The organism is Leifsonia sp. ALI-44-B (genome assembly GCF_001984125.1).
Lineage (GTDB): Bacteria > Actinomycetota > Actinomycetes > Actinomycetales > Microbacteriaceae > Okibacterium.
Map to the genome: position 1 here is coordinate 753148 of NZ_MTQL01000006.1, position 24369 is coordinate 777516.

Genomic DNA, 24369 nt, shown 5'->3' on the forward strand with positions numbered 1-24369 from the left:
CGGGAGTTGAGGATCATCTGTCGCGCCTGCGGGACGGCCTGTCGGCACGTGCCGTCGCGCTGTCCTGGCGCCTCGGCGAGTGTCCGCCCGTCGGTTACAGGAACGCCAGCGCGAGCGTGGCGCCGACAACGGTGATCGGCGCGACGATGAGGCCGAGGAGCGCGTAGCGCGTCCAGGAGATGCGAACATCCATGGCGGTGAGGCGCTGATGCCACAGCAGCGTGGCGAGCGACGCCCATGGTGTGACGAGCGGGCCCAGGTTGACACCGATGAGAAGTGCGATGAGGCGGTCGGGACTCGTGGCCGCGGGTTCGAGCGCCAGGTAGGCGGGCAGGTTGTCGACGAGGTTCGCGCCCACGCCCGCGGATGCCGAGAGCCGCAGCAGGTCGGCCGGCGAATTGCCCGTTCCGGCGACCTGTTCGAGGAACGCGCCGAGGCCGACGTTGTGCAGCGCCGCCATCGACAGGAACAAGCCCGACGCGAGCACGACCAACTGCCACGGCACGAGGTCGAACCGCAGCACGCGCGGGTTGCGCCAGGCCGTCACGGCGATCAGCAGCAGGGCCGCGGCCGATGCGGGCAGCCACACGGGCAGGCCCGATACGAGCAGCGGCAGCAGCAGCACGAGCACGACGGCTGACGTCACGAACAGGAGGCGATCGGATGCGGGGGCTGCGGCATCCACCGTGAACCGCCCCGACAGCGGCCGGCGATAGACGATGGCGAGCACGACGACGGGCACGACGACGCCGACGAGCGCCGGCCAGAAGGAGAGCGCGAGGAACCCCAGCGGGCCGACCCCGCCGAGGCGGTGCTCGGCGAGCAGGTTCGTGAGGTTGGAGACCGGCAGGAAGAGCGAGGCCGTGTTCGCCAGCCAGACGGTCGTGAGCGCGAAGGGCAGCGGGCTGACGCCGATGCGCCGCGCCAGCACCACCACGATGGGCGTGAGGAGCACGGCCGTGGTGTCGAGCGAGAGGAACGCGGTCGAGACGACGGCCATCAGCACGACGAAGAGCCACAACACGACCGTGCGACCGCGGGCGAGGCGCGCGGCGTGACCGGCGATCGACTGGAACACCCCGGCCTGGTCGGCCAGCTCAGCGACGACCGTGATCGCCACCACGAACAGCAGCACGGGCCAAATGCGATCGGCGAGCGCCAGAACTTCGGTGCCGTCGAGGATGCCGAACGCCCAGGCGGCGAGCCCGAGAACGAGCAGCACGGCTCCGACGAGAGCGGTTTTCATGCGGGGGTCACGCGGGAAGTCGACAGCACGAAGTTCACAGTACAACCCCCTGCGGCGAGTCGGCCCGACACGCTAGCGTGGAAGCCTACGGAGGCTAACAACATGCGCAAATACCTTATGAACACGAGCATCCTGGGCGCGGTCACCGGCGCCTGGAGTGTCATCCAGACCACCCGCAAGGGCCCGCGCGACTGGCGTCTCGCCCTGGCTTGGGCCAGCTGGATCATCTCCCTCGCACTGGCCGTCGGGTCGGTTGCCGAAGAGAACCAGCGCAAGCTCAAGAAGTAGGTCCCCCAGTTCGGGCCGGCACGTTCAGCGTGTCGGCCCGTTCTGCTGCCCGTTTGCCCTTCGTATCGACACAAATCGGCGTGTCAGCAGGGGTTTCGAATGCCTCGCGTGCACACTAGAGGCAACGACCGCCCCCTTCGCTCACAAACGGCGGTCCGGCAAGGAGCCTCACGATGTTCGGACGCCGTAGTCGCCGCTTGATCGCCGCCGAGAATGCCGCGCGCGCCGCAGCCCTCGAAGCCGGTGCCACCGGGTCGTCGCACCCCGACAGCCGCGTTGACGAGGCGGGCCCGCACGGCGCTGCCCCGGGCGCAACCGGCTCGGCCACCGTTGAGCCCATGGCATCCCCCGCACCGGTTCTCGAACTCAGCGAGGAGCGCGTCTTCGCGGCCGTGCTCGATCGTTTGCAGGACTTCGTGGGCGAGAACGGCAGCTGGACGCTCACGCGACGCAGCGACTCCGACACCGAGGTCTTCTTCCACGACATGGCCGCACTGTCGCTGGCCCGCGCCGTGACATCCACCCTCGTCGATGCGGCGGGGCTCGGTGACAGCACCGACAGCGCTCGGCGCGACGACCTGTCCGACCTCGACCGGGTTCACGCGACATCCGTCGTGCCCGCCGTCGACGGCGACTCCAACGAAGATGCGGCCGAAGCGGCCGCCGAAGCGACTGCCAACCCCGACCGCGCCGTCTCCCCCGCCGTGCGCACCATCATGGAACTCGACACCATCGCCGTGTGGGCCGACCCGAAGTCGCACGACCCCGCCTACATCGACGAGCGGATGCTGCACCCCGAGACGGCCCGCACCGCCGACGCCGACCGGGCGAATGGCCAGCGCCGAGCCTGATCCTTCACCCGGCAAACCGGGTCAGTGCAGGATGGACTCGAGGAAAATGATGCCTGCGCCGATGGCCGTGGACACCAGGCATCCGAGCAGGCACCACCACGAGCGATTTCCGCGAATGGCCAACGCGCTATAGCCGAGACCTGCAAGCGTCACGAGAACGACGCGCAACGCCCACGCCACCGCCTCCTCGCTCGTCAGTACACCGAAGACGCCCATCAGGAGCGGGATGCTCGGCAGGATCGCGGCCTCGAGCAGGCCGACCGACTCGGCCAGGGCGTGTCGCAGCGAACGGGCGACCGTGACGGTGCCCCGATGCTCGCCGCCATGGTGGCCGAGTGCCGCCGAGAAGACGTGAGCGATCCAGAAGGCGACGAGCGTGACGGCGCTGAAGACGAAGATCGCCAGGGGCCCGTTCTCGTCGTCGGCCGCCGTAGCCGTGATGAGGCTCGCATAGACGATCAGGCCGTAGATGGCCGATGGGCTAGCGAGGTGGTGCCAGAGTGCACGCAGAAGGCTCATGGCGTCACGTTAGCGAACACGCGTCTGTGGCGCGCGGTCGACTTCGAACTACCCGCGCCATCACAAGCGACACGCTGAGACGTGACGCGAGGCACCGCCCGAATGGGATCGCACCGCGCACGAAAAATGCCCCAGAATCGGCGAGATATCTGGGGCATTCAGTGCACCCCCTCGGACTTGAACCGAGAACCCACTGATTATGAGTTTGGGCGCACTCCCGCCATCGTAGTCGACCTGTTCGGAGGGCGAGCAGCATGAATAAAGTTGTCCTGATCGCGGCCACATTCAAAGATGGCTTGGAGCACTTGAGAACCGGTGATGTTCCGAAGGGCGCGGAGGTCATCATCGTCACGCCGCGCTCAAGGTACGGAGCACGTGGGGTGACCGCTGACGCGATCTACACAACGCCGGCAATGCGAGCACACCCGAGCCTCGATGACCTGCTCGAGGAGACAAGGCCCTGCCTGCTCCATGCCGCAGGCTTGGCGAGGTGGGGCGGACAGTTCCCGTTGGTGCTCAGTCACCGAGACGGAACGAAAACCTGCGTGGCAACAACTTTGGTTGCGATGCGGGGTTATGAAACGAAATGTGGAGGCACCGACTGTGCGCGCTGCCTCCCAGAATCGAACGATTCGGAGGCAGCACGATGAGACGACATGAGTTCCTTGGAGTGTCGGGGCATCCCGACGATGACGAGTGCACCTACCGAGCGGATGGTACCGACGCGACCTACTGCGGGGAACCAGAGGCAGCAAGTATTCACCAGCTATCAGGTGGGCTCTGTGATTACGACTATCGCGGGCTGATGTGCACGAGGGCCTATGGCCACGACGGCGAGTGCATCCTGGTGCCGGATAGCCCGCAGCCCGTTCCCAGTGGATGGGCCGGGGACGACGACTGGGAATCGAACGATTCTGGGGCATCGTAGCGGTGACCAAACCGACTCTCCGACTCGTGTCGAATAACGGTATGGGGAAACCGATACCGACCCCGGCTGCATGGTCGCAGCCGCTGGCGGATTACACACTGTTCCTGTCCGCTGCCAACCGACCGGCGACGACTCAGAAGCTCCGCCTGTACCATCTGCGCCGCTTCGCCGCGACCACGGGCGTCGAGCCTTACGAGGCCATCGAGCACGATCTACTCACGTACATGGGGCGTCATGCGTGGGATGCGAACACGCGCCGGTCGGTGCGATCTTCGCTGCGATCGTTCTACACGTGGGCGCACGCCAAAGGACGGATCAGCGTCGATCCGTCTCACGGTATGCCGATCGTCACGGGCACGCCGGGTCGTCCTCGACCGGCCTCTGAATCAGCCGTCGCCGCGGGCGTGACGGCGATAGATCGTCGGGTGCGGCTCATGGTCACGCTCGGCGCTCGGGTCGGCCTACGGTGCTGCGAGATAGCGAAGGTGAGCCTCACTGACATCCGGCCCGACCTGATGGGCTACTCCCTGCTGGTGCACGGCAAGGGCAACAAGAAACGGATCGTGCCCCTGAACGATCAAGTCGTGGGCGCGATCCGCGATTACGTTGCGCTGGAGGGGCTGACGGGCTACCTCTTCCCTGGTCAGATCGATGGCCATCTATCGGCAGGCTACGTGTCTAAGATCATTTCCGCGGTGCTGCCCGAAGGGGTGACGGCTCACATGCTCCGTCACCGCTTCGGGTCGCGCGCCTTCATCGGATCGAATAACGACCTACTGGCCGTCCAGCGCCTTCTCGGGCACGCGAGCGTGGCGACCACTCAGATTTACGTCGCCGTCCCCGACGACGCTCTCAGAGCCGGTGTCAACGCCGCTTGAGGGGTCGATGCCCTTCTCGATGAGCAGGTTCGTCAGGCGGTCGATCGTCGCGTCGCGCCGCGACAGGTTGCCGTTCGTCTGCTTCTGGATGGTGTCGAGTACCTGGTCCTGTCGCTCGAGCTTTTCGCCCTGCTTGCCGAGCCCGTAGAACAGACCCGCGGCGCTGGTCGCGAGGCCGAGCACGGTGATGAGCAAGCTTGTAAACGTGGCCGTGGCGTCCGGCCGATGGATGATGATGACCATGCAGCCGATGAGGCCGACGGCCGCGAGGGCGACGAATGTGATGAATACAACGGTCTTGTTCATTGGGTGCCTTCCGGGGCTATTTGACTTCGCGGAACCCGGCGAAGATCGCGGGCGACTGATCGGTTTTCTTCTCGACACCGAGGGCGGCGAACGTGTTGACCTGCGTGTCGTTCTGCATCCACTTGTAGGTGTAGTCCGACAGGTTCAGCAGGTACCAGTGAGGCCCTTTTGCGCCGGTCACGGGGTTGGTGGGCGTCTGGATGAGCCACAGGGTTTTCATGTCTTCGTCCTCTTCAATCGGTTTGGTTGGGGTCTTGGCGGGGCTCGGGAATGAGACGGCGATTTCGGCGGCGGGGATGTTGCCTGCCAGATAGTCGAGGATGAACGGGCGCGGGTCGAGTAGCGCGGCGCCCTTCTCCGTCTGCACGTGAACGTGGTTGCCGCTCGCGTTGGCAGCGGATGCGCCGGTACGGCCGATGATCTGCCCCGGCGTCACGCTCTCACCGACCTTGAGCGGCGAAGGTTCGTTGAGCATGTGGTACTTGACCACGAGGCCGTCTCGGCGCTTCACATAGACCCGGTGGCCGAACACAGGGTCGTAGCTGTTCAGGATCACCACGCCGGGTTGGATCGCGGGCACGGGGTCGTTGCCGTAGGTGGCCGCGTAGTCGTCGCCCTTGTGGGTGTCGCTGCGCTTCTTCTTGTCCTGCCCGATCCACGAGCGTTTGTCGCCGAACTTCGTGGTGCGGTTCTTAAGGTCGTAGAGGCCCATTGGTGCTCCTAGTCGATCGGGAAACTTGTCGAGCCCTTGACGCCGAAGTTCGTCCCGGGGCCGGCCGTTCGAATCTGGCCGTTGGCAAGGATCTGAATCTCGATGGCCGAGCTTGAGTAGACGCCGACCAGGTACCAGGTGCCGATGAGCTCGGAGGGCCGGAATCCGGGCGGCAGGGTGCCGATGACGGCGAACTGCGCGAACGTTTTGGGATCGAACGAAAGCTGTAGGTGGACGGTGCCGCCCTTGCGGCGGTAGCGAGCTCCGACTGAGGTCGGCGTCCAGCCTGACGAGAGCGGGATATCGAGCCACCCCGTGTCCGCCAGCACCTTGTTCACGTCGGCGTCGATCTGATCGAGCGCTAGCTGGAGGTCATAGGGCACGTTGGGAACGACCGTGCCGGGCGGGTAGGGATACTTGCGGTTGAGCGTCTGGCCCATGTCAGGCTCCTGTCTGAATCGTGATGTCGTCGGGTTGGCGGGTCTCGATGGTCATGAGGCCCGATGGCTGTTCAAAGTGCACCGCTGCGATCAGGTGGAGCTCTTCGGGGCCGGTTGGTAACTGGATCGAGATGGTGTCGCCGGGGCGGAGCCAATATGCGGCGATCGCCTCGATGGTGAGCGATCGCCCACGGGAGACGGCTCGGCGCACGAGCGATCGCGCGGCGGCTTGGGCGGTCGCGGTGGTGCCCGCGTAGTCGCGTTCCACGACCATGAGCTTCCGACCGATCGCGCCGACCGAGTAGGGGCCGCTCATCACGTCGGCGTAGCCCTGGACGACCTGATCGACCTTGTTCGCGTCGCGCCACGTGTGCCGCACGAGCACCGAGTTAGCGAAGTCTTTGCGGCCGACGCCGGTCTGCGCCGTGATGATCGTGCCGTCCACGCCCACCTTGAGCGCGAGCTTCGGCTTTCCGACGAGCGTCGGGCGCTTCGTGATGCGCCAGGTGCGCAAACCGTCGTCGTAAACCCACAGGTCGCCCGCACGGTCGGCTATATCGAGGATGGCGGCCATGCTGTTGTCACCCGCTTTGATGACGATGGGTTCGGCCCCGACCCACCCCGTGGCGCGGGTGCTGTCGTCGGCGGTCGGCGCGTTCGGGATCGACGCCCAGATGAGCGAGCGGATGGCGCTGAACGCTTCGGCGCTGGTCGGGATGGCCGTGTCCGTGACCCCTGAGCCGAAGTCCATAAGCACCCGTTCGTCGGACTGGCCCACGAGCTCCATGGTGTTCTGCGGTCGGCTCACGCGGCGATCGTCGAGGATCAGGTCTGCCATCCGCTGCACGTCGCGCGTGCCGCCCGCGTAGCGGTATCCCATGGCCACGGTCATCCGCTTCCCGAGACGCGGGTCTAGGGCATCGAGGTCGGCCTGTGACGTGGGCACCTTGCAGCGGGCGCGGAACAGGGCGTGCGGGGCTTGCGCTTCGTCAAAGGTGAGCGTGCACGACTCGACGTCCAGGGGCACGCCTGCGGCCTCGAACGCGCCTAGGTGGGTGATCGACTCAGTGAGGGCTTCCGCGGCCCGTGAATCGAACGTGACGGCCATTACTGGTCACCGCCTACGGCAAGGTCGTTGTACGTCGGGAAGATCATGGCGACTTCGTCATATGAGGCGAACTGGTCGCGCACGTCGTTGTAGGTCCAGCCGAACGAACCGGCGAGCGGGGACGACGGGCGGCGAATCTCGGTGTAGTTGACATCGACCTTGTAAAACCCGCTGGCCGATTCGCGATCGCGGTTCACGCGCACGTCGTCGGACAGGTGGTAAAGGTCACGCTCAGCCGGGTACTGCTCGCCCGTGAGCGGGTTGGTGCCGGTCGAGAACCTGAGCAGCACCACCTCGCCCTTGTCGTAGATCGCTTCAAGCTCGGTGGCCATGCTGGCGGATGCCACGAGGAACGACAGCGAGCCGGATCGGTAGCCGAGCGGGCCGAGCGCTGCGAGCTTGTCGGGGCGGTTGATGACCTGGTGCTTTGTCGAGGTCGAGGGGCGACCGTAGCTGTGCTCCAGCGTGAGCAGCGGGAAGTTCCGGTTCTGCGGGAGCACGGGTGTCAGCAGGATGTCGGTGAGCACCTGGCCGTCAAAGGTGATGGTCTGCGAAGCGGTGCCGATCGAGTAGACGACCTGGCCCATAAGCGACGCTTCGTTGTCGGTCACGAGCAGGCCGCCGTCGATGATGCCCTGGTTCGGGAACAGTCGGACCGGCGCGGTGCCGTTGCGATCGGAGCGCATGAGCTTGTCGTCTGTCGCTGCGCCGCCCACGATGAGCAGCACGGACCCGTCAGGGCTCGCGGTGGCGGTGAGTGTGGCGGGCATTAGGGCACTCCCATTCGGCCGGAACCGTTCTCGACGGCGCGGAGGTTGATGACGGCTGAGCGGGGCTTGTTCACGAACGCGTCGATCGCGGTTATCGCGTCCCGGAGGCCGGACTGCACGTCGAGCGTGATCTTCGGCCCGTTGATCTCTTTCGGGATTCCGGCCTCAAGCTCGGCCTTGTAGGTGTCGGTCGAGGTCTTACCGAGCGATCGCCAGATTTCGGCCAGTCGCCCCTTCTGATCGGCGGGCGCGTTGATGAACGCTGCGAGCAGCGGAGCGGAGTCCACGCCGAGCGAAGAGATGTAGTTGAGCGCTTCCTGCGAGAGCGTTTCCGATGCCGTCGAGAGGTTCTTTTGGTAGTCCTCCACGGCCTTCGCCTTGGCCTCAAAGTTGGCCACGTAGCCAGCGAGGTCCACCCCGCCCTCTTTGGTCGCGAACTCTTCCCACGACTCGCCAGCCTCACCGAGAGCGTCCTGGATCGACGTGGCGTAGTCCTCTGCCGCTTCGGCTTTGGCGAGCAGCTCGGGGCCACCGGAGTCGATGTAGTTCTGCTGCGCGTCAGCGGCCTGATCGGTCGCCGTCTTCGCTTCCTTGAGGTAGCCGACATATCGGTCGGTGGCGTCGGCCTGGTCCATCAGTTGCTTGTATCGTTCGGGGCCACCCTTGGCGGATGTCACCACGGCGTCGGCTTCGTCGCGCAGCTTGTCGGCGTATTCCTCCTGCTTCGCGAGCAGTTCGTCTAGACCCTCTGCATTACCGGCGTAGGCGCGCGCGAGCTCTTCGAATGAACCGCCCGATTCCGACGACGTTTTGCGCAGCTTGGCCAGGCTCACTTCGTTGTCGTCGGTCGCCGTGGCCAGTTCTTTCAACTGGTCAACCACGTAGCTGAGCGACGCCTCACCGACGTAACCGGTGTCGATGAGCTCGCCCGCGAGGTCGCCCACTTTGGCCTTGAACTCGTCGGACTTCTCGCCGCCCTGTTCGAGAGCCGACATCACGAGTCCGATCCCGAGGGCACCCGCGGCACCGGCGATCGCACCCGCGGGGCCGAGCGACGACACGATGCCACCGAGCGTCCCCTGGATGCCGTCTGCGAACGACTCTGCGGAGCCGTCGAACGATGAGAACGTTTCGGCCGCGTTGGCCTTCGCTTCGTTGCCGAGCTCGGCCAGGTCGCGCTTCGCTGCGGAGGTTGACTCCGACGTGTTGCGCTTGAGAGCGTCGCCGCCGTCCTTCGAGGATTTGGCGATCGCCTTTCCGAGCTCGGACTGTTCGCGCTTGAAGTCGGACGTTTCCTCCCGGGCGTCACGCATGGCCCGTTCGAGCTTGTCGCCGTTCTTCTGCCCGTCACGCCCGAGGTCATCGAGAGCGTCGGCCGCGTCCTCCAGCGGCTCGATGACGCCCTTCTTGACGCCGGACGTGAAGTCACGGGTATCCGAGGCCACGCCGATACTGATGCCCTTGGCCATGGCGTTACCTCTTCTCGATCAATTCGTGGAACGTGCGGATGGTGGTCTGGACCCACAGGGATGCGATGCGGGGGATGATTTCGGCGGCGGCTGGCATGACGACGTAGCCGTTCTTCTTGCGGGGGCGGAACTGCCGCTTCGTGTGACGTGTGACCTTGAACCGCTTGCCCTTCTTGGAGGTCGCCTGGTAGGTCGTCACGTCGTTCTGGTCCGCGCCGAACTCGACGCCCGCGAAGTTCTCGGAGGGCTTGAGACCGCCTGTGAGGGCTCGGCCGACCGCGGCGGACTTGAGTGTCACGTTCTGATCTGAGACGGCGACTCGGGCGGTGGAGCCGAGCACACGTGCTTCGCTGCGGGTCGAGGCCCGCTCGGCTACCGCCTTGCGCCACTCGGGGTCCACCACGGACTTCGTGACCCGGCGAATCTGCTTCGCCAGGTCACGCTCGAAACCCTTCATGGCGAGGATGACGCCCTGGAGCTCTTTCGAGTTGAAGACCGAGATGCGCACGGCGTGACCTACGTGACGGTGCCAGCGGCGTAGACCGGCTGGCCGACGACTTCGAGGCTCACGGTCGAGACACCGAATGCGTCCACCGCGCCGCCGACCGCCCCGGGCGTGATGAGCACGGTTGCGGTGAACTTCGGGCCGGTGCCGTGGGGCGAGAACTCCATGGCGACCTGCTTGCCGATGTTGTTGTTGAGGTAGATGCTGAGCGATCCGGCCGTCTCCCAGTCCTGGAGGTAGGACAGGTCCAGCTTCCACTCGGGGATGCCGGTGTCCACGATCACGGCGTCCGGCGTGCCGCCCTTGAACTTGGCGACCGGCACGGTGGGCGTGAGCGCGGCCGAGTTGATGGCTTTCTCGTAGCTGTCGGTGGCGATCTTCAGCAGGTAGTTCTTGAAGACGCGGCCCTTCGGGGCGATTGCGACCATGGGGGTTACTCCTTGTTTGATGTGACGGTGAGGGTGATGTCGTAGGCGAGGTGCTGGTCATCGAACTTGACCTTCTCGGCGTCCGCCCATCCGATGCCCGCCAGGTCGAGCTCATGGATGAGGGCGTTCACGCCGTCGTCCAGTTCGTCCTCTGCGGCGGTGGTGTCGGTCTTGGGCGAGACGATCGTGGCGGTGAACTCGATGGCGTGGAGCCCATCGGGGGCTTCGGGGAGACGGGTGATGCGCTTCTGTTTCAGCATCACGATCACGCCGGAGAGGGCGTCCACGTTGCGCTGATACGGGATGATGCGCCATTTCGGGTGCGCCGTCACGAGCGGCTTGAGCGCCCGCTCCAGCACGTGGCGCGGCTTGTTCGAGGCGGCCATCAGAGCGCCACCGGAACGGCCCGCTTGGGGCGCAGCAGCGCCTTCACTTGCCAGTCGAGCGGGAAGGGGCGCAGGACGAACTCTCCTTCGCCCATGCCGCCGTCAGGGTCGATCTTCGATGCGTTCCACAGGTTGCGGGTTTGCATCAGGTGGGCGAGCACGTAGCGCTCGGGCAGCGGGTCGTCCTCTTCGAGCTCGGGCGCAAATTCGAGCACCTGCGCCTTGGCCGAGTCCATGACGAGACGGAGGATGTCGTCATCCTGCGGAGCGTCGTCCCACACGTCGCGGATCGTGGTGAACGTGTACCAGGTCCAGACGGTCATCGAGACGCCCGAATGTAGAGTTTGCCCTCGCCCGCAAAGTCGCCGCTCGCGGCCGCCTGAATGAACGGCGGCAGGTTCGTTTCGGCGAACTCACGAGCGGCCCCGTAGATCGGGCTCGCACCCACGACGGGGAAGGGCAGCGACGTGGTGTACGTGCCTGCCGTTCCGTGCACCCACCGGGGGCCAGCGGCGCTGGTCATCATGTCGGGAGTGAGCCCGCCGCGGAACGTGACGCCACCGGCGGTGATGTTTCCAACGAACTGAATCTCGCACATGCTGTAGCCGGTCAGGTCGAGCACGTCGAGGTTGAACCGCTCGTCCTTCGAGATGGTGTACTCCCAGAGCGAGACGTCTGGGCGAGCCGGGTCTAGCGTTGACGGAATGAATTTTTGGATCGCCATGACGGCCTTTCAGAGTCGGTTGGGTGGGGTGCTGCCGCCCGGGTGAGGTCGCCGGGCGGCAGCAGGGGCGGGCTAGTTGGTGACGAGCTGGAGTGCCTTCGGGTACTCGACGCGGGTCTGGAGGTAGCCGAACAGGGCCTCGTCGTTTCCGCCTCGAGCGATGTCGATGGCCGAGACGCGGATGGGTGCGCCGCCGAGCTCCCGGGCCTGAGCGGCTTCCTTCGCGCCGACGAGCACGGTTCCCGTGGCCATCTGGGCGTGGGGCACGATCTTGAAGTTTTCGGTCTGGCCGTCTTCGAGTCCGAGGCTCATCGAGAGGAACGCGAGAACGTCGTCTTTCTTGGTGAACATGATCTGTTCGAACACGTCGGGTGCGACGACGGCGTAGGACGGGATCGCTTCGGCGGTGATGACGCGGAGAGCGCCGCGCACGACCTTGGCGATGCCGGAGCCGACGCCGGTCGGGATGGTGCCGACAGCGGCCGTCTGAGCAGCAGCGACGAGGTTGGCCAGGTGCTTGTTGTCGGACTTCATGGCGTAGCTGTCGGCGGCGAGGCGCAGGAACGACTCGATGACTTCGAGCTCACCGAAGTCCCAGAACTCGCGGGCGAAGTCCCAGCCGCCCGCGAAGCGGGTCGTGGTGAACGTGACTTCTTCGGTCGTGGGCGTGTTCGAGGGAACGTCGGCCTTGTTACCGGCCCACTCGTCTACCTCGGGCTTGACCTTGAAGCGCCATCCCTTCGACACGAGCTTGGTGAGCGGAGCGCCCGCGCCGGTCAGGGGGATGATGCGGCGCTGGTAGGTGCGGCCGTCCCAGACCTGGCCGACGTACTCGGGGACGACGACGCCGGTTCCGACCGCGCCGGTTCCGTCGATCTTGACGTCCTTGAACGCGGCGAGCAGGTTGCCGGTGTCGCCGGTCTGGACCGCATGAGCGATCGCGGCGAACAGGGCGTTCTTGTCCTGCTTGGGGGCGGCGGGGGCCGCGGGGGCGGCGTTGAACAGGCCGGGGGCGACTGCTGCGTTGGTCACGGTGGGTTCCTCTTCTGCCGGGGTTTCCGGCTCTTCGATGACGGTCTTTTCGGTGATGGTTGTGGTTTCGCCGTCCACGGTCGTGGTGCGGGTCGTGGTGCGCTTGCGGGTGACGCCCTGCTCATCGGTGAACTCATCCGAGAACTTCTCGGTCGTCACGACGGGCTCGCCCGCTGCGGGGGCTTCCGGCTCGGCGGGTGTCTCTTCGGGGTCGGTGTCCACGGCTGCGGCCATGAGCGCCGCCGACTCGAACGCGCCTCGCTCCACGAACGCTGCGCCCGTGAGCTCACCGCACGTGGCTTTGCCGTTCCGGATGCCGACGCCGCGGACTTCCGCCGAGAGCCGCATGGGCTTACCGGCCTGTTTGGCCTTCTCGATGCGGGCGAGCAGAGCGTCGTCGGCCGGGTTGCGGCCAATCCGGAACGACGCGTAAACGCCTGCCGGGCTCTCGGTGGCGGTGAGGAATCGGGCGCGGGGCTGTAGCTGGTCGTGGTCTTCGTTGGCGTTGAGCACCGAGATGTCGCCCGGGATCGTGATGATGCCGGGGCGGTCGATGCTGAACATGCCGATGTTGGTATGACCGACTTCGCCATAGGGCAGCAAGAGGCCAGAGACCACTCGCTCCTCATGGTTGGCCGTCAAGTCCCCGGCAATGATGTGGGCGTCTGTCATGGTTCTCAGTCCTCCGTGTACGGGCCGGTGTTGATGGTGGGTGCGGTGGGGTTCGAGCCGAAGTCGAACCGGATGCGCTGGCCGCGGGGGCACACGTTATCCATCGACAGCAGGGCCTCGAACGGCTCGGACCAGAACGCCATTCGGTCGGTGGTTTCGACCTTCGTGGTGGCGTCGGTTTCGTAGTTCAGCGAGGCCTTGGGCTGTGCGGCTTCGACGGCGGCGGCGGGCAAGTTGAGGAACGAGGCGATGTCGAGCTTCGCGGCGTTGCGCGCTTCGATGGCGAACGATGGTTCGGCGGTTCCTTCGAACGTGGCGGCGATCGAGTAGGGCACGAACATGACCGCGCCGTTGGGGTCCTGCCGGGCCTTGGCCACGGCGTCCACGTACTTCTTCGCTTCTCGGTCCGTCATGCCGTTGTCCTCTTTTTCGGTGAGGACGATGGCGGGAATGGGGTTGCGGGCTTTCCCGGCCCACGTCTTTTCCAGGTCTTTGGATGCACGGATCGTGGTCCCGGCGCAGTTGAGCAGACCGGGCATCGGGCCGGGCAGATACATCACGGCGTCCGGGTTGGTGACGGGCTTCTTGTCTACGAGGATGCCGCCGTTCTGGTCGAGCTCCCAGCGCTCGTAGGGGATGCGGGCGGCGTCGGTGATCGTGCCGTTGTCGCTGCGCTCGAATGCCCAGAGCGAGTGGCCGTAGAAGATCCAGTCATCGAGCGTCTGAGCGGTGCGGAACCACGGCGGGGTGCCGGTGTTGGTGCGGTAGAGCCACGTCGGCTGGTTGGCCACGAGGCCGTTCGCGTCGAGGGCACGGAGCGGGCGTCCGGCGAGCTCTTGGATGATGCGAGCTCGGCCGTTCACGACGGCCGCGACTGTCATGGCTTCGGCCCGGGTGACGGGGTTGGTGGCGATTCCGAAGATGTCGGACCAGACGAACTCCTGGAGGGATGAGTCCGACCAGGGCGACACGACGCCGGATGATCCGGCGAGGCCAGCGAAGCCGCCACCAACGAGGTTAGACGGGTCTTGGAGCCCGAATGCTTCGCGGAGTGTCGTGAGGAATCCCATGTCGAGAATCATCTGGACGCACGGCTTCATCGGACGAACGGGCGGCGTTGCGGCGGATGTATTGCGCGCGCAGACGGTGGGCATCCTGGCGGGGCGCGTGCACGTTCTCTTCGTGAAGAACCGCGGAATCGTGGGCCGCGAGCATGGTCCAGGTGAACGCCGACCAGTAGGCGCATTCGTCACAGGTGACGACGACTGAGGTCGAGGATTGGTCGAGCTTGATCGTCATGGCTTAGTCCCCTGCGGTGATGATGGATGAGGTCGTGCTGTTGCTCTTGTTCGCGAACCATTGGTCCCAGTTGCGCAGCGCGCGAGTGGCCGCGACAAGGGTCGTGATGTCGCCGCCTGATGCTTCGACGCCCCAGAGCCACACGCCCTGTTCGCCGCGCACTTCGCGCTTCGCTGCGCGGTCTACGGCGTCATCGAGCGAGGTCTGGCCGAAGTGCTTGAGCTTGCCCCGTTCGAGGTCGCGCATGATCTGCACGCACCCGGCCGCGTGCTCGCGGTAGGTCTGCACCCGGAGCCGTGGCTTGGGCTTCATGCGCGCCGTTTCGGTCGCTGTGGCCTTGCCCTCTGCGATGTCGTCGTAGGCGATCGTGGAGCCGCGGTATCGCTTGCTGAGCTCGCCATATCGCTCGGGCATCCAGGCGGTGCCCACGCGGTGCTCGACAACCTCGATGTAGGCGACGCCACGGGAGTCTCGCCATGCCACGACGATCGCGGCCACACCGCCGCCCGGCTTGATGTCGGCCCCGAATGCGACGCGAGCGGGCTTGGTCTTCTTCTTGGCCAGGGCGGCGTTCTCCCACCACTCGGCGGGGATGGCCTTGACGCCGAACGACTCGGGCCAGAGTGACAGGTACTCGCGTGCCCACTGCGGCCGCGGGAGCTTCGCCCAGTTCTTCCGCATCTTCGCCATGGTCGTCAGAGTGCCGATGCCGGGGTGGACTTCGGCCACGAGCTTCATGGCCTCTTCGATGTCCTCGATGAGCTCCCACGGTGTCGTGTCGTCCACGGCGAAGTCGATGCCGCCCATGTCGGGGCTGCCCTTGCGCAGCTGTTCGAGGAACTCCCAGAACGGGCCGACCCGCGCCTCGCCGGCCGTTCCCGAGATGAGGATGGCGGAGCCCTCTTTGGTGTCCTGCAGGGGCACGATACCGGCGAGCAGTTCGGCGCCCTCCAGCGGGTCAATCTCCTGCGCCTCATCGAGCCACGACACGTCCGCCGCCTCGCCGCGGTACGAGTCGGCGTCGGGCTTGAGCACGAGCATCGTCGAGCCGTTGTCCCAGTAGATGCCCTTGCCGACTTCGCCTCGCATGATCTTGAAGCCGCGCGACTTCGGCTCGACGGTCGGAACGGCATCCGGGCCGAAGAGCGCGACAGCCTGCGGCGGGCGCTTCGGCTTGGCCCCGCGAAGCCACGGGGGTAGCTCCTGGTCGTCGGGCGGCTGGATCGCGTCGAGCCGTCCGGCCCACTCGCGCAGACGCCGTGAACCGGCGACGCCGGACTGCGCCGAGAACGTGACCTGATAGCCGGGACGGTTCGCGCACCGGCCTGACAACAGGCAGAAGATCGTGGTCGTCTTTGACCCGCGTCGGGGAACCTCGACCACTTGCGAATCGAAATCGGCGTTCAGCGTGTCAACCATCTGCAACTGCTGGGGCTGGATCGGATTCCGCGGCGGCTTCATCATCTTGAGCGCGGCGATCGCGTCGGGGTCGTCCAGGTCTACGAGCTCCAGACCGTAGGCGCGGGCACCCGTGAGGAAGTCCAGACGGCCCTCGCGATCCGCTGTGTAACCTGAGTGGAATTTTGGAGAAATCCCCCGGTCCCGAATCCTTTCCCACAGATCGAGAGAGAATTCCGTGCTGCCCCCAAGCGGAGGTACGGGTGGATTCTCAAAAACCGGGGCAGATCGAGGCGTTTCGAGCGTCGATGTGGTCATGATGGCTACCATTCGCGGATGTCTTGTGCACGATTACGTGCGGTCGAGCGTCGGGAGTTGGTGATCTGCGCGCCGAGTTTGCCGCCCGCGATCTGGTTGCAGTTGCGTGGCCAGAGCTCGGACTTCCGGTGCACTGGCCCGACGTTGGCCAGGGTCGGCTCGCCGCCTCGGGCTGCGTCGATGCGGTGACCGACCTGCCACTTGTGCTCGCGGAGTACCGGCTTGCCGCAGTTGACGCACGGCAGCGGGAGCATGGGCTCCAGCTTCTTGCGCAGCTTCGGTGAGTGCGTCGTCCACTTCTGGTTGCGGTGGTGTTGGCTCATGACCATGCCTCCATGCGGTCGCGCTCGAACCGGCAGAAGGGCACGCGAGGATGAATGCGCCAGTGCTCTATGAGCTCTTCGGATGCGTACGCGAGGGCTCGGGTTTCGTTGCCCTTGAATAGCGTGTAGGCGTCGATGCCAGCGCGTTTCCCGCGTGCGTTGAGTAGAACCCCGTTCGTCGCCGTCTCGGCCCTCTCGTAGGCGGCTTCGAGGAACAGTTCGTACTCGACCCGCGCGGCTCTCCACTGGTCGATGGCCTGGTCGAAGTAGGCGCTCACGATAGGCTCCCGCCATGGATACCGATACTCTGCTTGCCCTGCTCGGCTACGTCGTCGGCCTCGCCGTCGCTCTGGTCGCCCTGTACTTCATCATCAAGTCGGCGGTGCTGGCCGCTCTGCGCGAGCACACGCTGAGCAGCACCACGGCCGTCTCGGTGACGACGGTCAGCGACGCGGCTGCGGCGGCACTGGCCAAACCACACGAGCCACAGCAGAGCGCCTAGCGGCCACGCAACCATCGGGTCGAGGTATTCGCCGGTCATGCGAAGAGCTCCTGTCGCACGGGGTATGCCTGACCCATGGCGAACGCGAGGGCTGCGTCCCACGTGGTGAAGAATGCGCCGATGTCATTGCAGTCTTGAACGAACCATCCGAGGCCATAGCCCCCGGTCGCAGACCCGGCCCGCGTGATGAGCCATCGGTTCGATCGCCACAGGCCTGTGTGTGCCGAGACGTGGCTGGTGCTTCCAACTTCGGGCATGCTCATGAGGCGCTCCTTGCGTAGAGGCTCGCGCCGCACCGAACGCACGTCGTGCCCTCGGCGTCTCGACGGTGGCCGTAGGTCAACTTGCATTCGTCCTGGTCGATCAGCGCTTGCGCGCGTTCAGGTACGTAAGGTTCTTTTGTTAACTGGTTATAAGTAGTTCCATTAGTTCCTAGTGGAACCGCAGCTGTCCCCCCGTGTGTCCCCCCGTGGGAACCTGTGGATAACTCTGTCCCCCCGTCCGGAGCTGCCTCTTCGGGTTCGTCTTCCTCATCCTGCGGAAGGGGGATCTCGGGCTGCGCGAACATGCGATGCCAGCCGAACTCCATGTCGTAGACGGTCGGACGGCGGTCGGCGCGGATGTGAGCCACTGCCCGCTGGTCACCGAGGCGGATTAGGTGAGCGTCCTGGAGCTCACGCAGCGCGCGGCCGATGCTCTTCTGATGCACGCCGAGCTCTTCGGCCATCTCGTACTTGCTGCGCCACGCCCTCGTGCCGTCCTGTGCCGCCACATTGGCGAGCTTGAACAGAACGCGAGTGGCAAGAGGTTTCACCACGTCATAGGGCAACTGGTCGGCCCAGTCGGTTGCTTGCCAACTCATGCCGTCCGAGCCTCACGAAACTCACGGACGATCTGCGCCTCATAGCGGCGGTGGCCGCTCGGGAGGATCGTGACGGGCATAGTGCCGTTGTCGGCCATTCGAGACAGCGTGCGCACGCTCACGCCGAGAAGCGTCGCTGCTTCGCCGGGCGAGATATAGTCTGATTCGACCTGATTCTGCTGATTGGTCATAACGGACAGAATAGGCCAAAACGGACTAGGCGCGTGACCATTGGCACAGATGTTGCGGATTTGTCCGATTTGGCCGTAATCTGTACGCATGACAATGCATCAGCCTGAATTGGACATTGAGGATGCCGACGCCGCCACTGGCCGTCGTGTGCACCTGCTCATGTGGGATCAGAAAATCACCCAGACCGCCCTGGGGAACATGATCGGAATGGAACAGTCGAGCGTCGGCAAGCGGCTTCGCGGAGAGCGTGGCTGGTCGATCGCAAACCTGCTCGCGACGGCCCGCGCGTTAAACACAACGGTCGCCTACCTCGTGGGAGAGGTAGACGACCCAGAGTGCACCCCCTCGGACTTGAACCGAGAACCCACTGATTAAGAGTCAGTTGCTCTGCCGATTGAGCTAGAGGTGCATTTCGGACCGGAATTTTGCACTTCCGGACCGAGGAATACTTTAGCAGGAGAATTGCGACGAGCGCGAATCGAGCCGCGCGGCCGAGCATCCGGGGTCGATACGCTGGGGGCATGAGTGCTGACGCATCCCCCGTTCCCGCCGGTTCTGCCGACCCCTCCGCCGCCGGAAACGCGCTGGCCGACGACCTGCGGCTCGCCCTGCGCATCGCGGATGCCGCCGACGCGATCTCGCTCGAACGCTTCCGGTCGAACGACCTCGACGTGTCGACCAAACCCGACCGCTCGTTCGTGACCGACGCCGATCTCGCCGTCGAGCGCCGCATTCGAGAGATCCTCACCGAGGAGCGGCCGGAGGACGGCATCCTGGGCGAGGAGTACGGCACGGCCGGCTCGACCGCGCGGCAGTGGATCATCGACCCGATCGATGGCACCGCCAACTACCTGCGCGGCGTTCCCATCTGGGGCACGCTCATCTCCCTCGCCATCGACGGCGTACCCGTTGTGGGCGTCGTCTCCTCCCCCGCGCTCGAGAAGCGCTGGTGGGCGGCCGACGGCTCCGGCGCCTGGTCGTCCCTACGGGGCGGCGCGCCCGAGCAGCTGAGGGTCTCTCGTGTGGAGAAGCTCGCCGACGCATCCGTCAGCTTCCAGAGCGTCACACAGTGGGACGACGCCGGCTACCTCGACCAGCTCGTCGCGCTGACCCGGGCCAGCTGGCGCGACCGCGCCTACGGCGACATGTGGGCGTACATGCTGCTGGCCGAGGGACTGGTCGACGCGGTGGGCGAATTCGATGTCAAGGAGTACGACGTGGCGGCGCTGGTGCCGATCGTGCGCGAGGCGGGCGGCGCGACATCCGCGATCGATGGCACCGATCGCATCGACCGACGCAGTTTTCTGGCCACCAACGGCCTGCTGCACGAGGAGATCCTGGCGCTTCTGCACGGCTGAGCCCCTCTCACCTGTGAGTCGGCTTTGAAAGTGAGGCGTGCTGCGGATAGCATCGTGCAACGCGGTGCCGCATCCCGACCGGTGCCGTTCGATTCTCCGAATGGACCAGCATGCCCACCCCGTCTCGCCTCAGCCGCCGCCTCCTCGCCGTGGGCGCCGCAACCGCTCTCGCCGCCTCACTTTCGGGCTGCAGCCTGATCAACAGCATCATCGACAAACCCGTCACACGGGATGCCGAGACCGAGGAAGTCGTCGAGGGAGGCACGTCGAGTGTCTTCTCCATCAAGGTGGGCGACTGCATCAACGACGACAGCACGAGCGAAGAGGTCTTCGAGGTGGAGGCCGTTCCGTGCGCCGAGCCCCACGATCTCGAGGCCTTCCACGAGTTCTCGCTCGACGGCTCGGAGTACCCGGGCGACGACGAGGTCGCGCAGCAGGCCGACACCGGATGCTACGACCAGTTCACGACCTTCGTGGGCCTGAGCTACGAGGACTCGACGCTCGAATACGCGCCCTACACGCCCACCGAGGCGAGCTGGACCGAAGACGGCGACCGCCTCGTGAGCTGCATGATCGGTGACCCCGAGGGCCGCACGACCGGCTCGCTCGCGGGCGTCGCGCACTAAGCCTCGCGGGCGTCGCGCACTCAGCCTCGCGGGCGTCGCGCACTCAGCAGCGGCTACGCGGTCTGAGCTGAACGCTTGCGCCGCTTGCGCGCCCCGAGGTCGAGGAAGCCGAGCACCAGCGCAACGGCCACGAGCGTCAGGGTCACGGCGAAACCGGCCCGGAACGCGTCATGGAAAATCTCGAGCTTCGGCGCTTGGCCGGTCTCTGAATAGATCGTCGCGTAGAACGCCGCACTCGCGGCCGCCGTGCCCATGGCCGTTCCGACGCGCTGGCCGAGCTGCGCCATCGAGCCGGCGACACCACCCTGCTCGACGGGGACCTCGGCGAGCGTGAGCGTCTGATTGGGCGAGATGACGAAACCGCCACCCGTGCCCGCGACCAGCATGCCGACGCCCATGCCGTAGATGGCCACATCGGCGGGCAGCAGCTCGGCGGCCAGCAAGACCAGCGAGAAGCCGATCAGCACGATGACGATGCCGATCACGACGAGTTTGCGGCCCACGCGGTTGACAATCGTGCCGCCGTACCAGGCCGTGACGGCCGACGACAGCGCGAACGGGATGCTGACCATGCCGGCGAACACGGGCTCGAGTCCGATGCCCTGCTGCAGGAACAGGGTGGTCAGGAGGAACATGGCGGGCATGGCCGCGAAGTACGCCATGGCGATGAGCAGGCCGTTGCGATAGGAACCCTTGCGGAATAGGTCGAAGTGCACGACGGGCGATTTGCCGATGCGCTTATAGCGGCGCTCCCACAGCACGAAGGCGGCCGCCGCGATGGCCGCCAGGATGAGCAGGTACCAGCGCGCGGGCTGATCGTCGGGCCCGCCGGTGGTCAGCACGAACGGCAGCATGACGCTGAAGGTGGCGACGGCCAGGATGAGGATGCCGATGAGGTCGAGTTCGCGCGAACCCGGCGAACGCTCCTGTTTGGCGGGCAAGAGCTTGAGCGCGAACGGCAACAGGATGATGACGAGCGGCACGTTCATCGCGAAGATGTAGCGCCAGCCATCCGTGGGCCCGCCGACCGCGATGAGCAGGCCGCCGAGTGTGGGGCCGAAGGCCGTGGAGACGCCGATGGTGGCGCCGAAGAGCCCGAACGCGCGCCCGCGCTCCTCGCCCTGGAAGAGCTGCTGCGTGAGGCCGATCACCTGGGGCATCTGGATGCCGGCCGCGATGCCCTGCACGATGCGCGCCACCATGAGGAACTCGATATTGGGGGCAACGGCACACGCCAGGCTCGAGACCATGAAGAGGCTGAGCCCCACGACGAACATGGCCTTGCGCGAGTGCAGGTCGCCGAGACGGCCGGCCGGCACGAGCGCGAGACCGAAGGCGAGGGCATAACCCGCCACGATGATCTGCAGCTCGGCGGGGCCGGCGCCGAGGGACTTCTCGATCGACGGGAGCGCGACGTTGACCTTGGACAGGTCGAGGATGGTGAGGGCGGCTACGGAGACGCAGACGGCGAAGGCCTGCCAGCGTTGACGGCCGCTGAGGGCGTTGGCGAGTGAGGACGACATATACGGGGAAGCATACTCCCGGGCTGGCGCGGCTCCGGCGGCCCGCCGATAGGGTTGACGGGACGCGTTTCGCCGGTGCGGAGCGGCCGAGTGAGGAGCACCATGTCCGAGAAACGCGCGGGAGCGAAACCCGGAACGATTCGCCGCCGCATCCGCACGACCGGGTGGCTCGCCCTGCTGGCCCTCGTGCTCGCCGTCGTGGCCTTCGTGGTGTGGACGCAGATCGTCATGGCCGGTGACCGCCGCGCCACCATCGAGGTGTTCGACAACGCGGCCGTGCAGGTGACCGACACGGGCGACAGCATCGTCATGACCCCCACGGGCGAGGATGGCGGGGCCGACGCATCCGGCGAGGGCCTCGTGTTCATCCCGGGCGCCAAGGTCGACCCCTACGCCTACCTCTACAAGCTCTCGGGCGCCGTCGAAGAGTCAGGGCTCACGGTCGTCATCACGAAGCCCACGCTCAACCTGGCCTTCTTCGACCAGCGCCCCCTCTCGACCTTCACCGAGGCCGCCCCCGACGTGACCGACTGGTTCGTCGGCGGCCACTCGCTCGGCGGCGTGCGGGCCTGCCAGTGGGCCGACACCGAGGATGTCGCGGGCCTCGTGCTCTTCGGCAGCTACTGCGCCAACGACCTCTCGCAGTCGGGTCTGCCCGTTTTGAGCATCGGCGGCAGCAACGACGGCCTCTCGACCCCCGCCAAAATCGAGGATGCCTCGGGCCGGCTTCCCGCCGACACCGAGTTCGTCGAGCTCGACGGCGCGAACCATGCGGACTTCGGCGACTACGGCGTGCAGCCGGGCGACGGCACCTCGACGGTGTCGGACGAGGACGTGCGGGCCGAGATCACCGACGCGATCGACGCGTTCGTCGGCTAAAAGCGTTTGCGTGGCCTCGCCTCGCCTCGCCTCGCCTCGATGCGAGGCCCTCATGCGTTCGACGCCACGACGAGGTTTCGAGCCTGAACGAATCGTGAGCGTATCCGCGGCGCGTTGCCCGTCAGCCCTCGAACGCGACGGGGAGCCAGCGATTTTTGTTGCGGCGCGTGAGTGCGGCCGTGCGCGCCTCGGCGATCGTGCCGAACACCGCTAGCGCGTGCTCGCCGACCTGGCGCGCGATCTCGTCATCCTCGGCCTCGAAGCGGACCACGATGCGGGGCAGGCCGCCGACGATCTGCAGGTCGGACGCTTCCACGACCGTGAGAGTGGCTGCGGCGTCCGCGACCGTGGGAAGCACATCGGCGGGGTGAACGCCCGGCCGCACCGGGCCGACGCCGATCGTCACGCGAAAAGAGGGCATTGGCCCAGGATAGGACGGACGGCCGGGACGAAAAAGCGGGCCGCCCCGAAGGACGGCCCGCTGGTGTCGCGAGAGTGTGAGAACGACCGATGGTGGAGATGGGGGGAATTGAACCCCCGTCCACTGCTGTGATTCTGCGCCTTCTACGGGCGTAGCCTGTTGAGACGTTCTACTCGGCCCCACCCTTTGCTACAGGCATCTAGGGTGACAGGCCCAGCCCGAGAAAAAGTCCCGCGTCGCCCTCAGGCGTGACGACGCAGCAAGCTCTCTAAATGGCGCCAGGGTCCGGGACGAGAGCGAACCCGGTCTGACGGACCTCGAAGCTAGCCTAGGCGGCTAGGGCGAAGTCGGTGCGCTTAGAATTGGCACCTATATTTTGCAGAGATCGTTTACGAGATAACCCTGCATCCTCGGCCCGCTTCTCGCAGTTTCGCAGGCAATGTCGAAACCGATCATCCCCTCGAAACACCGCGATAGATCGCAGCGGGTCATTCTCACACTCTGTTGACTTGTGAACCGGCGAACCGGATCGAGCGCCTCTCGGACGCAGCTTTTCAGTATAGCCCTCATGCCAGCCGAGCGCCAGCGTCGGTACGACCGGCCGCAGCACCGCTCTCCTATTGCACGCCGCTGGTCGTGATGATGCGAGTCCAGGGTCCGGGCGGCGGATCGTTGTTCTCGGCGAACCGCCAGCTCACGCGATCGCTATCACCGTTGAGGTCGCGAAACCCGAGGCAGGCGTTGACGGCGGGTGAGACATCCATGCCGGCCCCGCCGTAGCGGGCGTTCTGCGGGCGAGCGTCGCCGGCGCCGAAGACGTAGGCCGCATCGTCGTACTTCCCCGGCCCGGCATCCTGGATCTGGGCGAAGCACGTGCGATCGCCGAGGCGCAGTTCGACCCAACGATTCTTGAGATAGCTGAAGTCTCGATCGCCCGCGTGCTCGGCATACCCCGGGTCGCCCGCCCATGGCACAACGGTGTCGCGCCGGGCGAAGGCCGCATCGTTGTTGATGTCGTCGAAGGGCAGGTCGAGGTAGAACGGGTTCTCGGCGGGGGTCATGCTCGTCGGGAAGTAGTCGTCGGCCGCGAAGCGACGTTCGGTCTGGCACACGGTGTCGACGATGATGCCGTCGCAGCCGCCGTAGCTCTCTTGCCACAGGGAATCGTAGGTGGAGTACACCTGCGACCCATCCGAGGCCGACGGGTCGAAGAGTTCGCCCACCCAGAAGGTCGTCGCCACGATGTCGGTGTGCCACGGATAGCCGGGCGTCGCGAGCACCCGCACCGTGCCCGCCGACGCACAGCCGGCGAGCACGAGGGTGAGGCCCAGCACGGCGCTCATTCCGAGCGTCGACACGAGTGCCGACGATCGCACCGCACGGAGCCCCACGTCACAACGTCCGAT

General features: G+C 65.9%; 33 protein-coding genes, 1 tRNA gene and 1 other RNA gene. 9 read left to right on the forward strand and 26 right to left on the reverse strand.

Going from position 1 to position 24369, the window contains the following annotated elements; all coding sequences use genetic code 11:
- Positions 1-94 precede the first annotated feature (94 nt).
- Positions 95-1246, reverse strand: coding sequence for an SLC13 family permease (locus ALI44B_RS04505; RefSeq protein WP_077053489.1), 1152 nt, complete (start codon positions 1244-1246; stop codon positions 95-97).
- A gap of 102 nt (positions 1247-1348) precedes the next feature.
- Here ALI44B_RS04505 and ALI44B_RS04510 point away from each other — a divergent pair, with 102 nt between their 5' ends.
- Complete coding sequence (locus ALI44B_RS04510) at positions 1349-1534, forward strand: hypothetical protein (protein ID WP_077053490.1); 186 nt, start codon at positions 1349-1351, stop codon at positions 1532-1534.
- A gap of 173 nt (positions 1535-1707) precedes the next feature.
- Positions 1708-2385, forward strand: a complete 678-nt coding sequence (locus ALI44B_RS04515; RefSeq protein WP_143458971.1) for a hypothetical protein — start codon at positions 1708-1710, stop codon at positions 2383-2385.
- Positions 2386-2406: 21 nt separating this feature from the next.
- Here the strand turns inward: ALI44B_RS04515 and ALI44B_RS04520 are convergent, their stop codons facing one another.
- Positions 2407-2904 carry a hypothetical protein gene (locus ALI44B_RS04520; RefSeq protein ID WP_077053492.1) on the reverse strand — a complete coding sequence of 166 codons (498 nt, stop codon included), beginning with the start codon at positions 2902-2904 and terminating at the stop codon, positions 2407-2409.
- Between the two features lie 954 nt (positions 2905-3858).
- On the opposite strand from ALI44B_RS04520, the gene ALI44B_RS04525 reads away from it, so the two are divergent.
- On the forward strand, positions 3859-4710 hold the full coding sequence (locus ALI44B_RS04525; protein ID WP_179100203.1) for a tyrosine-type recombinase/integrase: 852 nt from the start codon (positions 3859-3861) through the stop codon (positions 4708-4710).
- Here the strand turns inward: ALI44B_RS04525 and ALI44B_RS04530 are convergent.
- The 13 genes from ALI44B_RS04530 to ALI44B_RS04590 all read right to left on the reverse strand — a co-directional run bounded on the left by ALI44B_RS04530 (position 4606) and on the right by ALI44B_RS04590 (position 14332).
- Complete coding sequence (locus ALI44B_RS04530) at positions 4606-5016, reverse strand: hypothetical protein (RefSeq protein ID WP_077053493.1); 411 nt, start codon at positions 5014-5016, stop codon at positions 4606-4608. The genes ALI44B_RS04525 and ALI44B_RS04530 overlap by 105 nt on opposite strands.
- A 16-nt stretch (positions 5017-5032) precedes the next feature.
- Positions 5033-5728, reverse strand: a complete 696-nt coding sequence (locus tag ALI44B_RS04535; protein WP_077053494.1) for a M23 family metallopeptidase — start codon at positions 5726-5728, stop codon at positions 5033-5035.
- Positions 5729-5736: 8 nt separating this feature from the next.
- Positions 5737-6168, reverse strand: a complete 432-nt coding sequence (locus tag ALI44B_RS04540) for a hypothetical protein (RefSeq protein ID WP_077053495.1) — start codon at positions 6166-6168, stop codon at positions 5737-5739.
- Position 6169: 1 nt separating this feature from the next.
- A complete protein-coding gene (locus ALI44B_RS04545; protein ID WP_077053496.1) occupies positions 6170-7276 on the reverse strand; it encodes a hypothetical protein in 1107 nt (368 codons plus the stop codon).
- Positions 7276-8046 carry a hypothetical protein gene (locus tag ALI44B_RS04550; protein ID WP_077053497.1) on the reverse strand — a complete coding sequence of 257 codons (771 nt, stop codon included), beginning with the start codon at positions 8044-8046 and terminating at the stop codon, positions 7276-7278. The genes ALI44B_RS04545 and ALI44B_RS04550 overlap by 1 nt, the downstream gene beginning before the upstream one ends.
- Complete coding sequence (locus ALI44B_RS04555; protein WP_077053498.1) at positions 8046-9515, reverse strand: hypothetical protein; 1470 nt, start codon at positions 9513-9515, stop codon at positions 8046-8048. Before ALI44B_RS04555 ends, ALI44B_RS04550 begins: the two co-directional genes overlap by 1 nt.
- A gap of 4 nt (positions 9516-9519) precedes the next feature.
- Positions 9520-10023, reverse strand: a complete 504-nt coding sequence (locus tag ALI44B_RS04560) for a hypothetical protein (RefSeq protein WP_077053499.1) — start codon at positions 10021-10023, stop codon at positions 9520-9522.
- Between the two features lie 8 nt (positions 10024-10031).
- Positions 10032-10448, reverse strand: coding sequence for a hypothetical protein (locus ALI44B_RS04565; protein ID WP_077053500.1), 417 nt, complete (start codon positions 10446-10448; stop codon positions 10032-10034).
- A 5-nt stretch (positions 10449-10453) separates the two neighbouring features.
- Positions 10454-10834 (reverse strand): hypothetical protein, encoded by a 381-nt coding sequence (locus tag ALI44B_RS04570; RefSeq protein WP_077053501.1) that lies wholly within the window; start codon positions 10832-10834, stop codon positions 10454-10456.
- Positions 10834-11157, reverse strand: a complete 324-nt coding sequence (locus ALI44B_RS04575; RefSeq protein ID WP_077053502.1) for a hypothetical protein — start codon at positions 11155-11157, stop codon at positions 10834-10836. The genes ALI44B_RS04570 and ALI44B_RS04575 overlap by 1 nt, the downstream gene beginning before the upstream one ends.
- The gene (locus ALI44B_RS04580; protein WP_077053503.1) at positions 11154-11558 is read right to left on the reverse strand and encodes a hypothetical protein; all 405 of its coding nucleotides are present in this window, start codon (positions 11556-11558) and stop codon (positions 11154-11156) included. The genes ALI44B_RS04575 and ALI44B_RS04580 overlap by 4 nt, the downstream gene beginning before the upstream one ends.
- A gap of 72 nt (positions 11559-11630) precedes the next feature.
- Positions 11631-13262, reverse strand: a complete 1632-nt coding sequence (locus ALI44B_RS04585; RefSeq protein ID WP_077053504.1) for a phage major capsid protein — start codon at positions 13260-13262, stop codon at positions 11631-11633.
- A 5-nt stretch (positions 13263-13267) separates the two neighbouring features.
- Complete coding sequence (locus tag ALI44B_RS04590) at positions 13268-14332, reverse strand: hypothetical protein (protein ID WP_077053505.1); 1065 nt, start codon at positions 14330-14332, stop codon at positions 13268-13270.
- Between ALI44B_RS04590 and ALI44B_RS04595 the strand changes: the two genes are divergently transcribed.
- A complete protein-coding gene (locus ALI44B_RS04595) occupies positions 14331-14531 on the forward strand; it encodes a hypothetical protein (protein ID WP_077053506.1) in 201 nt (66 codons plus the stop codon). The two genes, ALI44B_RS04590 and ALI44B_RS04595, sit on opposite strands and share 2 nt — an antisense overlap.
- Positions 14532-14564: 33 nt before the next feature.
- Here the strand turns inward: ALI44B_RS04595 and ALI44B_RS04600 are convergent, their stop codons facing one another.
- From ALI44B_RS04600 to ALI44B_RS04610, 3 genes are all read right to left on the reverse strand, one after another.
- Positions 14565-15980, reverse strand: a complete 1416-nt coding sequence (locus ALI44B_RS04600; RefSeq protein ID WP_077053507.1) for a hypothetical protein — start codon at positions 15978-15980, stop codon at positions 14565-14567.
- A gap of 302 nt (positions 15981-16282) precedes the next feature.
- Positions 16283-16600, reverse strand: coding sequence for a hypothetical protein (locus tag ALI44B_RS04605; RefSeq protein WP_077053508.1), 318 nt, complete (start codon positions 16598-16600; stop codon positions 16283-16285).
- Positions 16597-16878 (reverse strand): hypothetical protein, encoded by a 282-nt coding sequence (locus ALI44B_RS04610; protein WP_077053509.1) that lies wholly within the window; start codon positions 16876-16878, stop codon positions 16597-16599. The genes ALI44B_RS04605 and ALI44B_RS04610 overlap by 4 nt, the downstream gene beginning before the upstream one ends.
- Positions 16879-16892: 14 nt before the next feature.
- Between ALI44B_RS04610 and ALI44B_RS04615 the strand changes: the two genes are divergently transcribed.
- On the forward strand, positions 16893-17102 hold the full coding sequence (locus ALI44B_RS04615) for a hypothetical protein (RefSeq protein ID WP_077053510.1): 210 nt from the start codon (positions 16893-16895) through the stop codon (positions 17100-17102).
- Positions 17103-17137: 35 nt separating this feature from the next.
- On the opposite strand, the gene ALI44B_RS04620 is transcribed toward ALI44B_RS04615, so the two are convergent.
- Genes ALI44B_RS04620 through ALI44B_RS04630 form a run of 3 tightly spaced genes read right to left on the reverse strand, consistent with a single transcriptional unit; the run spans position 17138 to position 18155 of the window.
- On the reverse strand, positions 17138-17365 hold the full coding sequence (locus ALI44B_RS04620; protein ID WP_077053511.1) for a hypothetical protein: 228 nt from the start codon (positions 17363-17365) through the stop codon (positions 17138-17140).
- The gene (locus ALI44B_RS04625) at positions 17362-17964 is read right to left on the reverse strand and encodes a helix-turn-helix domain-containing protein (protein WP_077053512.1); all 603 of its coding nucleotides are present in this window, start codon (positions 17962-17964) and stop codon (positions 17362-17364) included. Before ALI44B_RS04625 ends, ALI44B_RS04620 begins: the two co-directional genes overlap by 4 nt.
- The gene (locus ALI44B_RS04630; RefSeq protein ID WP_077053513.1) at positions 17961-18155 is read right to left on the reverse strand and encodes a helix-turn-helix domain-containing protein; all 195 of its coding nucleotides are present in this window, start codon (positions 18153-18155) and stop codon (positions 17961-17963) included. The genes ALI44B_RS04625 and ALI44B_RS04630 overlap by 4 nt, the downstream gene beginning before the upstream one ends.
- A 160-nt stretch (positions 18156-18315) precedes the next feature.
- Here ALI44B_RS04630 and ALI44B_RS16565 point away from each other — a divergent pair, with 160 nt between their 5' ends.
- The gene (locus ALI44B_RS16565; protein WP_353615667.1) at positions 18316-18531 is read left to right on the forward strand and encodes a helix-turn-helix domain-containing protein; all 216 of its coding nucleotides are present in this window, start codon (positions 18316-18318) and stop codon (positions 18529-18531) included.
- Here ALI44B_RS16565 and ALI44B_RS04640 read toward each other — a convergent pair.
- Positions 18493-18565, reverse strand: a tRNA-Lys gene (locus tag ALI44B_RS04640). The genes ALI44B_RS16565 and ALI44B_RS04640 overlap by 39 nt on opposite strands.
- Positions 18566-18677: 112 nt before the next feature.
- Here ALI44B_RS04640 and ALI44B_RS04645 point away from each other — a divergent pair.
- Together ALI44B_RS04645 and ALI44B_RS04650 are read left to right on the forward strand one after the other, a co-directional pair.
- Positions 18678-19514, forward strand: coding sequence for an inositol monophosphatase family protein (locus ALI44B_RS04645; RefSeq protein ID WP_077053514.1), 837 nt, complete (start codon positions 18678-18680; stop codon positions 19512-19514).
- A 110-nt stretch (positions 19515-19624) separates the two neighbouring features.
- Complete coding sequence (locus tag ALI44B_RS04650) at positions 19625-20140, forward strand: septum formation family protein (protein WP_077053515.1); 516 nt, start codon at positions 19625-19627, stop codon at positions 20138-20140.
- 53 nt (positions 20141-20193) lie between these two features.
- Here the strand turns inward: ALI44B_RS04650 and ALI44B_RS04655 are convergent, their stop codons facing one another.
- Positions 20194-21663 (reverse strand): MFS transporter, encoded by a 1470-nt coding sequence (locus ALI44B_RS04655; RefSeq protein ID WP_077053516.1) that lies wholly within the window; start codon positions 21661-21663, stop codon positions 20194-20196.
- A 102-nt stretch (positions 21664-21765) separates the two neighbouring features.
- On the opposite strand from ALI44B_RS04655, the gene ALI44B_RS04660 reads away from it, so the two are divergent.
- Positions 21766-22542 (forward strand): alpha/beta hydrolase, encoded by a 777-nt coding sequence (locus ALI44B_RS04660; protein ID WP_077053517.1) that lies wholly within the window; start codon positions 21766-21768, stop codon positions 22540-22542.
- 121 nt (positions 22543-22663) lie between these two features.
- Here ALI44B_RS04660 and ALI44B_RS04665 read toward each other — a convergent pair whose 3' ends face one another.
- The 3 genes from ALI44B_RS04665 to ALI44B_RS04675 all read right to left on the reverse strand — a co-directional run bounded on the left by ALI44B_RS04665 (position 22664) and on the right by ALI44B_RS04675 (position 24354).
- Positions 22664-22963: a hypothetical protein gene (locus ALI44B_RS04665; protein ID WP_077053518.1), complete on the reverse strand. Its 300-nt coding sequence runs from the start codon at positions 22961-22963 to the stop codon at positions 22664-22666.
- 90 nt (positions 22964-23053) lie between these two features.
- Positions 23054-23423, reverse strand: a transfer-messenger RNA (tmRNA) gene (gene ssrA / locus ALI44B_RS04670).
- 157 nt (positions 23424-23580) lie between these two features.
- Positions 23581-24354, reverse strand: a complete 774-nt coding sequence (locus ALI44B_RS04675; protein WP_143458974.1) for a hypothetical protein — start codon at positions 24352-24354, stop codon at positions 23581-23583.
- Positions 24355-24369 lie beyond the last annotated feature (15 nt).

What these genes read in the sequence shown, in the direction of transcription:
- ALI44B_RS04625 (WP_077053512.1), bottom strand. Translation starts at nt 17,964, where the DNA reads ATGAGTTGGCAAGCAACCGACTGGGCCGACCAGTTGCCCTATGACGTG.
- ALI44B_RS04600 (WP_077053507.1), bottom strand. Translation starts at nt 15,980, where the DNA reads ATGGTTGACACGCTGAACGCCGATTTCGATTCGCAAGTGGTCGAGGTT.
- ALI44B_RS04645 (WP_077053514.1), top strand. Translation starts at nt 18,678, where the DNA reads ATGAGTGCTGACGCATCCCCCGTTCCCGCCGGTTCTGCCGACCCCTCC.
- ALI44B_RS04510 (WP_077053490.1), top strand. Translation starts at nt 1,349, where the DNA reads ATGCGCAAATACCTTATGAACACGAGCATCCTGGGCGCGGTCACCGGC.
- ALI44B_RS04565 (WP_077053500.1), bottom strand. Translation starts at nt 10,448, where the DNA reads ATGGTCGCAATCGCCCCGAAGGGCCGCGTCTTCAAGAACTACCTGCTG.
- ALI44B_RS04595 (WP_077053506.1), top strand. Translation starts at nt 14,331, where the DNA reads ATGTCGAGAATCATCTGGACGCACGGCTTCATCGGACGAACGGGCGGC.
- ALI44B_RS04530 (WP_077053493.1), bottom strand. Translation starts at nt 5,016, where the DNA reads ATGAACAAGACCGTTGTATTCATCACATTCGTCGCCCTCGCGGCCGTC.
- ALI44B_RS04615 (WP_077053510.1), top strand. Translation starts at nt 16,893, where the DNA reads ATGGATACCGATACTCTGCTTGCCCTGCTCGGCTACGTCGTCGGCCTC.
- ALI44B_RS04630 (WP_077053513.1), bottom strand. Translation starts at nt 18,155, where the DNA reads ATGACCAATCAGCAGAATCAGGTCGAATCAGACTATATCTCGCCCGGC.
- ALI44B_RS04515 (WP_143458971.1), top strand. Translation starts at nt 1,708, where the DNA reads ATGTTCGGACGCCGTAGTCGCCGCTTGATCGCCGCCGAGAATGCCGCG.
- ALI44B_RS04655 (WP_077053516.1), bottom strand. Translation starts at nt 21,663, where the DNA reads ATGTCGTCCTCACTCGCCAACGCCCTCAGCGGCCGTCAACGCTGGCAG.
- ALI44B_RS04540 (WP_077053495.1), bottom strand. Translation starts at nt 6,168, where the DNA reads ATGGGCCAGACGCTCAACCGCAAGTATCCCTACCCGCCCGGCACGGTC.
- ALI44B_RS04650 (WP_077053515.1), top strand. Translation starts at nt 19,625, where the DNA reads ATGCCCACCCCGTCTCGCCTCAGCCGCCGCCTCCTCGCCGTGGGCGCC.
- ALI44B_RS04620 (WP_077053511.1), bottom strand. Translation starts at nt 17,365, where the DNA reads ATGAGCATGCCCGAAGTTGGAAGCACCAGCCACGTCTCGGCACACACA.
- ALI44B_RS04535 (WP_077053494.1), bottom strand. Translation starts at nt 5,728, where the DNA reads ATGGGCCTCTACGACCTTAAGAACCGCACCACGAAGTTCGGCGACAAA.
- ALI44B_RS16565 (WP_353615667.1), top strand. Translation starts at nt 18,316, where the DNA reads ATGTGGGATCAGAAAATCACCCAGACCGCCCTGGGGAACATGATCGGA.
- ALI44B_RS04505 (WP_077053489.1), bottom strand. Translation starts at nt 1,246, where the DNA reads ATGAAAACCGCTCTCGTCGGAGCCGTGCTGCTCGTTCTCGGGCTCGCC.
- ALI44B_RS04570 (WP_077053501.1), bottom strand. Translation starts at nt 10,834, where the DNA reads ATGGCCGCCTCGAACAAGCCGCGCCACGTGCTGGAGCGGGCGCTCAAG.
- ALI44B_RS04550 (WP_077053497.1), bottom strand. Translation starts at nt 8,046, where the DNA reads ATGCCCGCCACACTCACCGCCACCGCGAGCCCTGACGGGTCCGTGCTG.
- ALI44B_RS04520 (WP_077053492.1), bottom strand. Translation starts at nt 2,904, where the DNA reads ATGAGCCTTCTGCGTGCACTCTGGCACCACCTCGCTAGCCCATCGGCC.
- ALI44B_RS04545 (WP_077053496.1), bottom strand. Translation starts at nt 7,276, where the DNA reads ATGGCCGTCACGTTCGATTCACGGGCCGCGGAAGCCCTCACTGAGTCG.
- ALI44B_RS04660 (WP_077053517.1), top strand. Translation starts at nt 21,766, where the DNA reads ATGTCCGAGAAACGCGCGGGAGCGAAACCCGGAACGATTCGCCGCCGC.
- ALI44B_RS04575 (WP_077053502.1), bottom strand. Translation starts at nt 11,157, where the DNA reads ATGACCGTCTGGACCTGGTACACGTTCACCACGATCCGCGACGTGTGG.
- ALI44B_RS04585 (WP_077053504.1), bottom strand. Translation starts at nt 13,262, where the DNA reads ATGACAGACGCCCACATCATTGCCGGGGACTTGACGGCCAACCATGAG.
- ALI44B_RS04555 (WP_077053498.1), bottom strand. Translation starts at nt 9,515, where the DNA reads ATGGCCAAGGGCATCAGTATCGGCGTGGCCTCGGATACCCGTGACTTC.
- ALI44B_RS04580 (WP_077053503.1), bottom strand. Translation starts at nt 11,558, where the DNA reads ATGGCGATCCAAAAATTCATTCCGTCAACGCTAGACCCGGCTCGCCCA.
- ALI44B_RS04605 (WP_077053508.1), bottom strand. Translation starts at nt 16,600, where the DNA reads ATGAGCCAACACCACCGCAACCAGAAGTGGACGACGCACTCACCGAAG.
- ALI44B_RS04590 (WP_077053505.1), bottom strand. Translation starts at nt 14,332, where the DNA reads ATGGGATTCCTCACGACACTCCGCGAAGCATTCGGGCTCCAAGACCCG.
- ALI44B_RS04665 (WP_077053518.1), bottom strand. Translation starts at nt 22,963, where the DNA reads ATGCCCTCTTTTCGCGTGACGATCGGCGTCGGCCCGGTGCGGCCGGGC.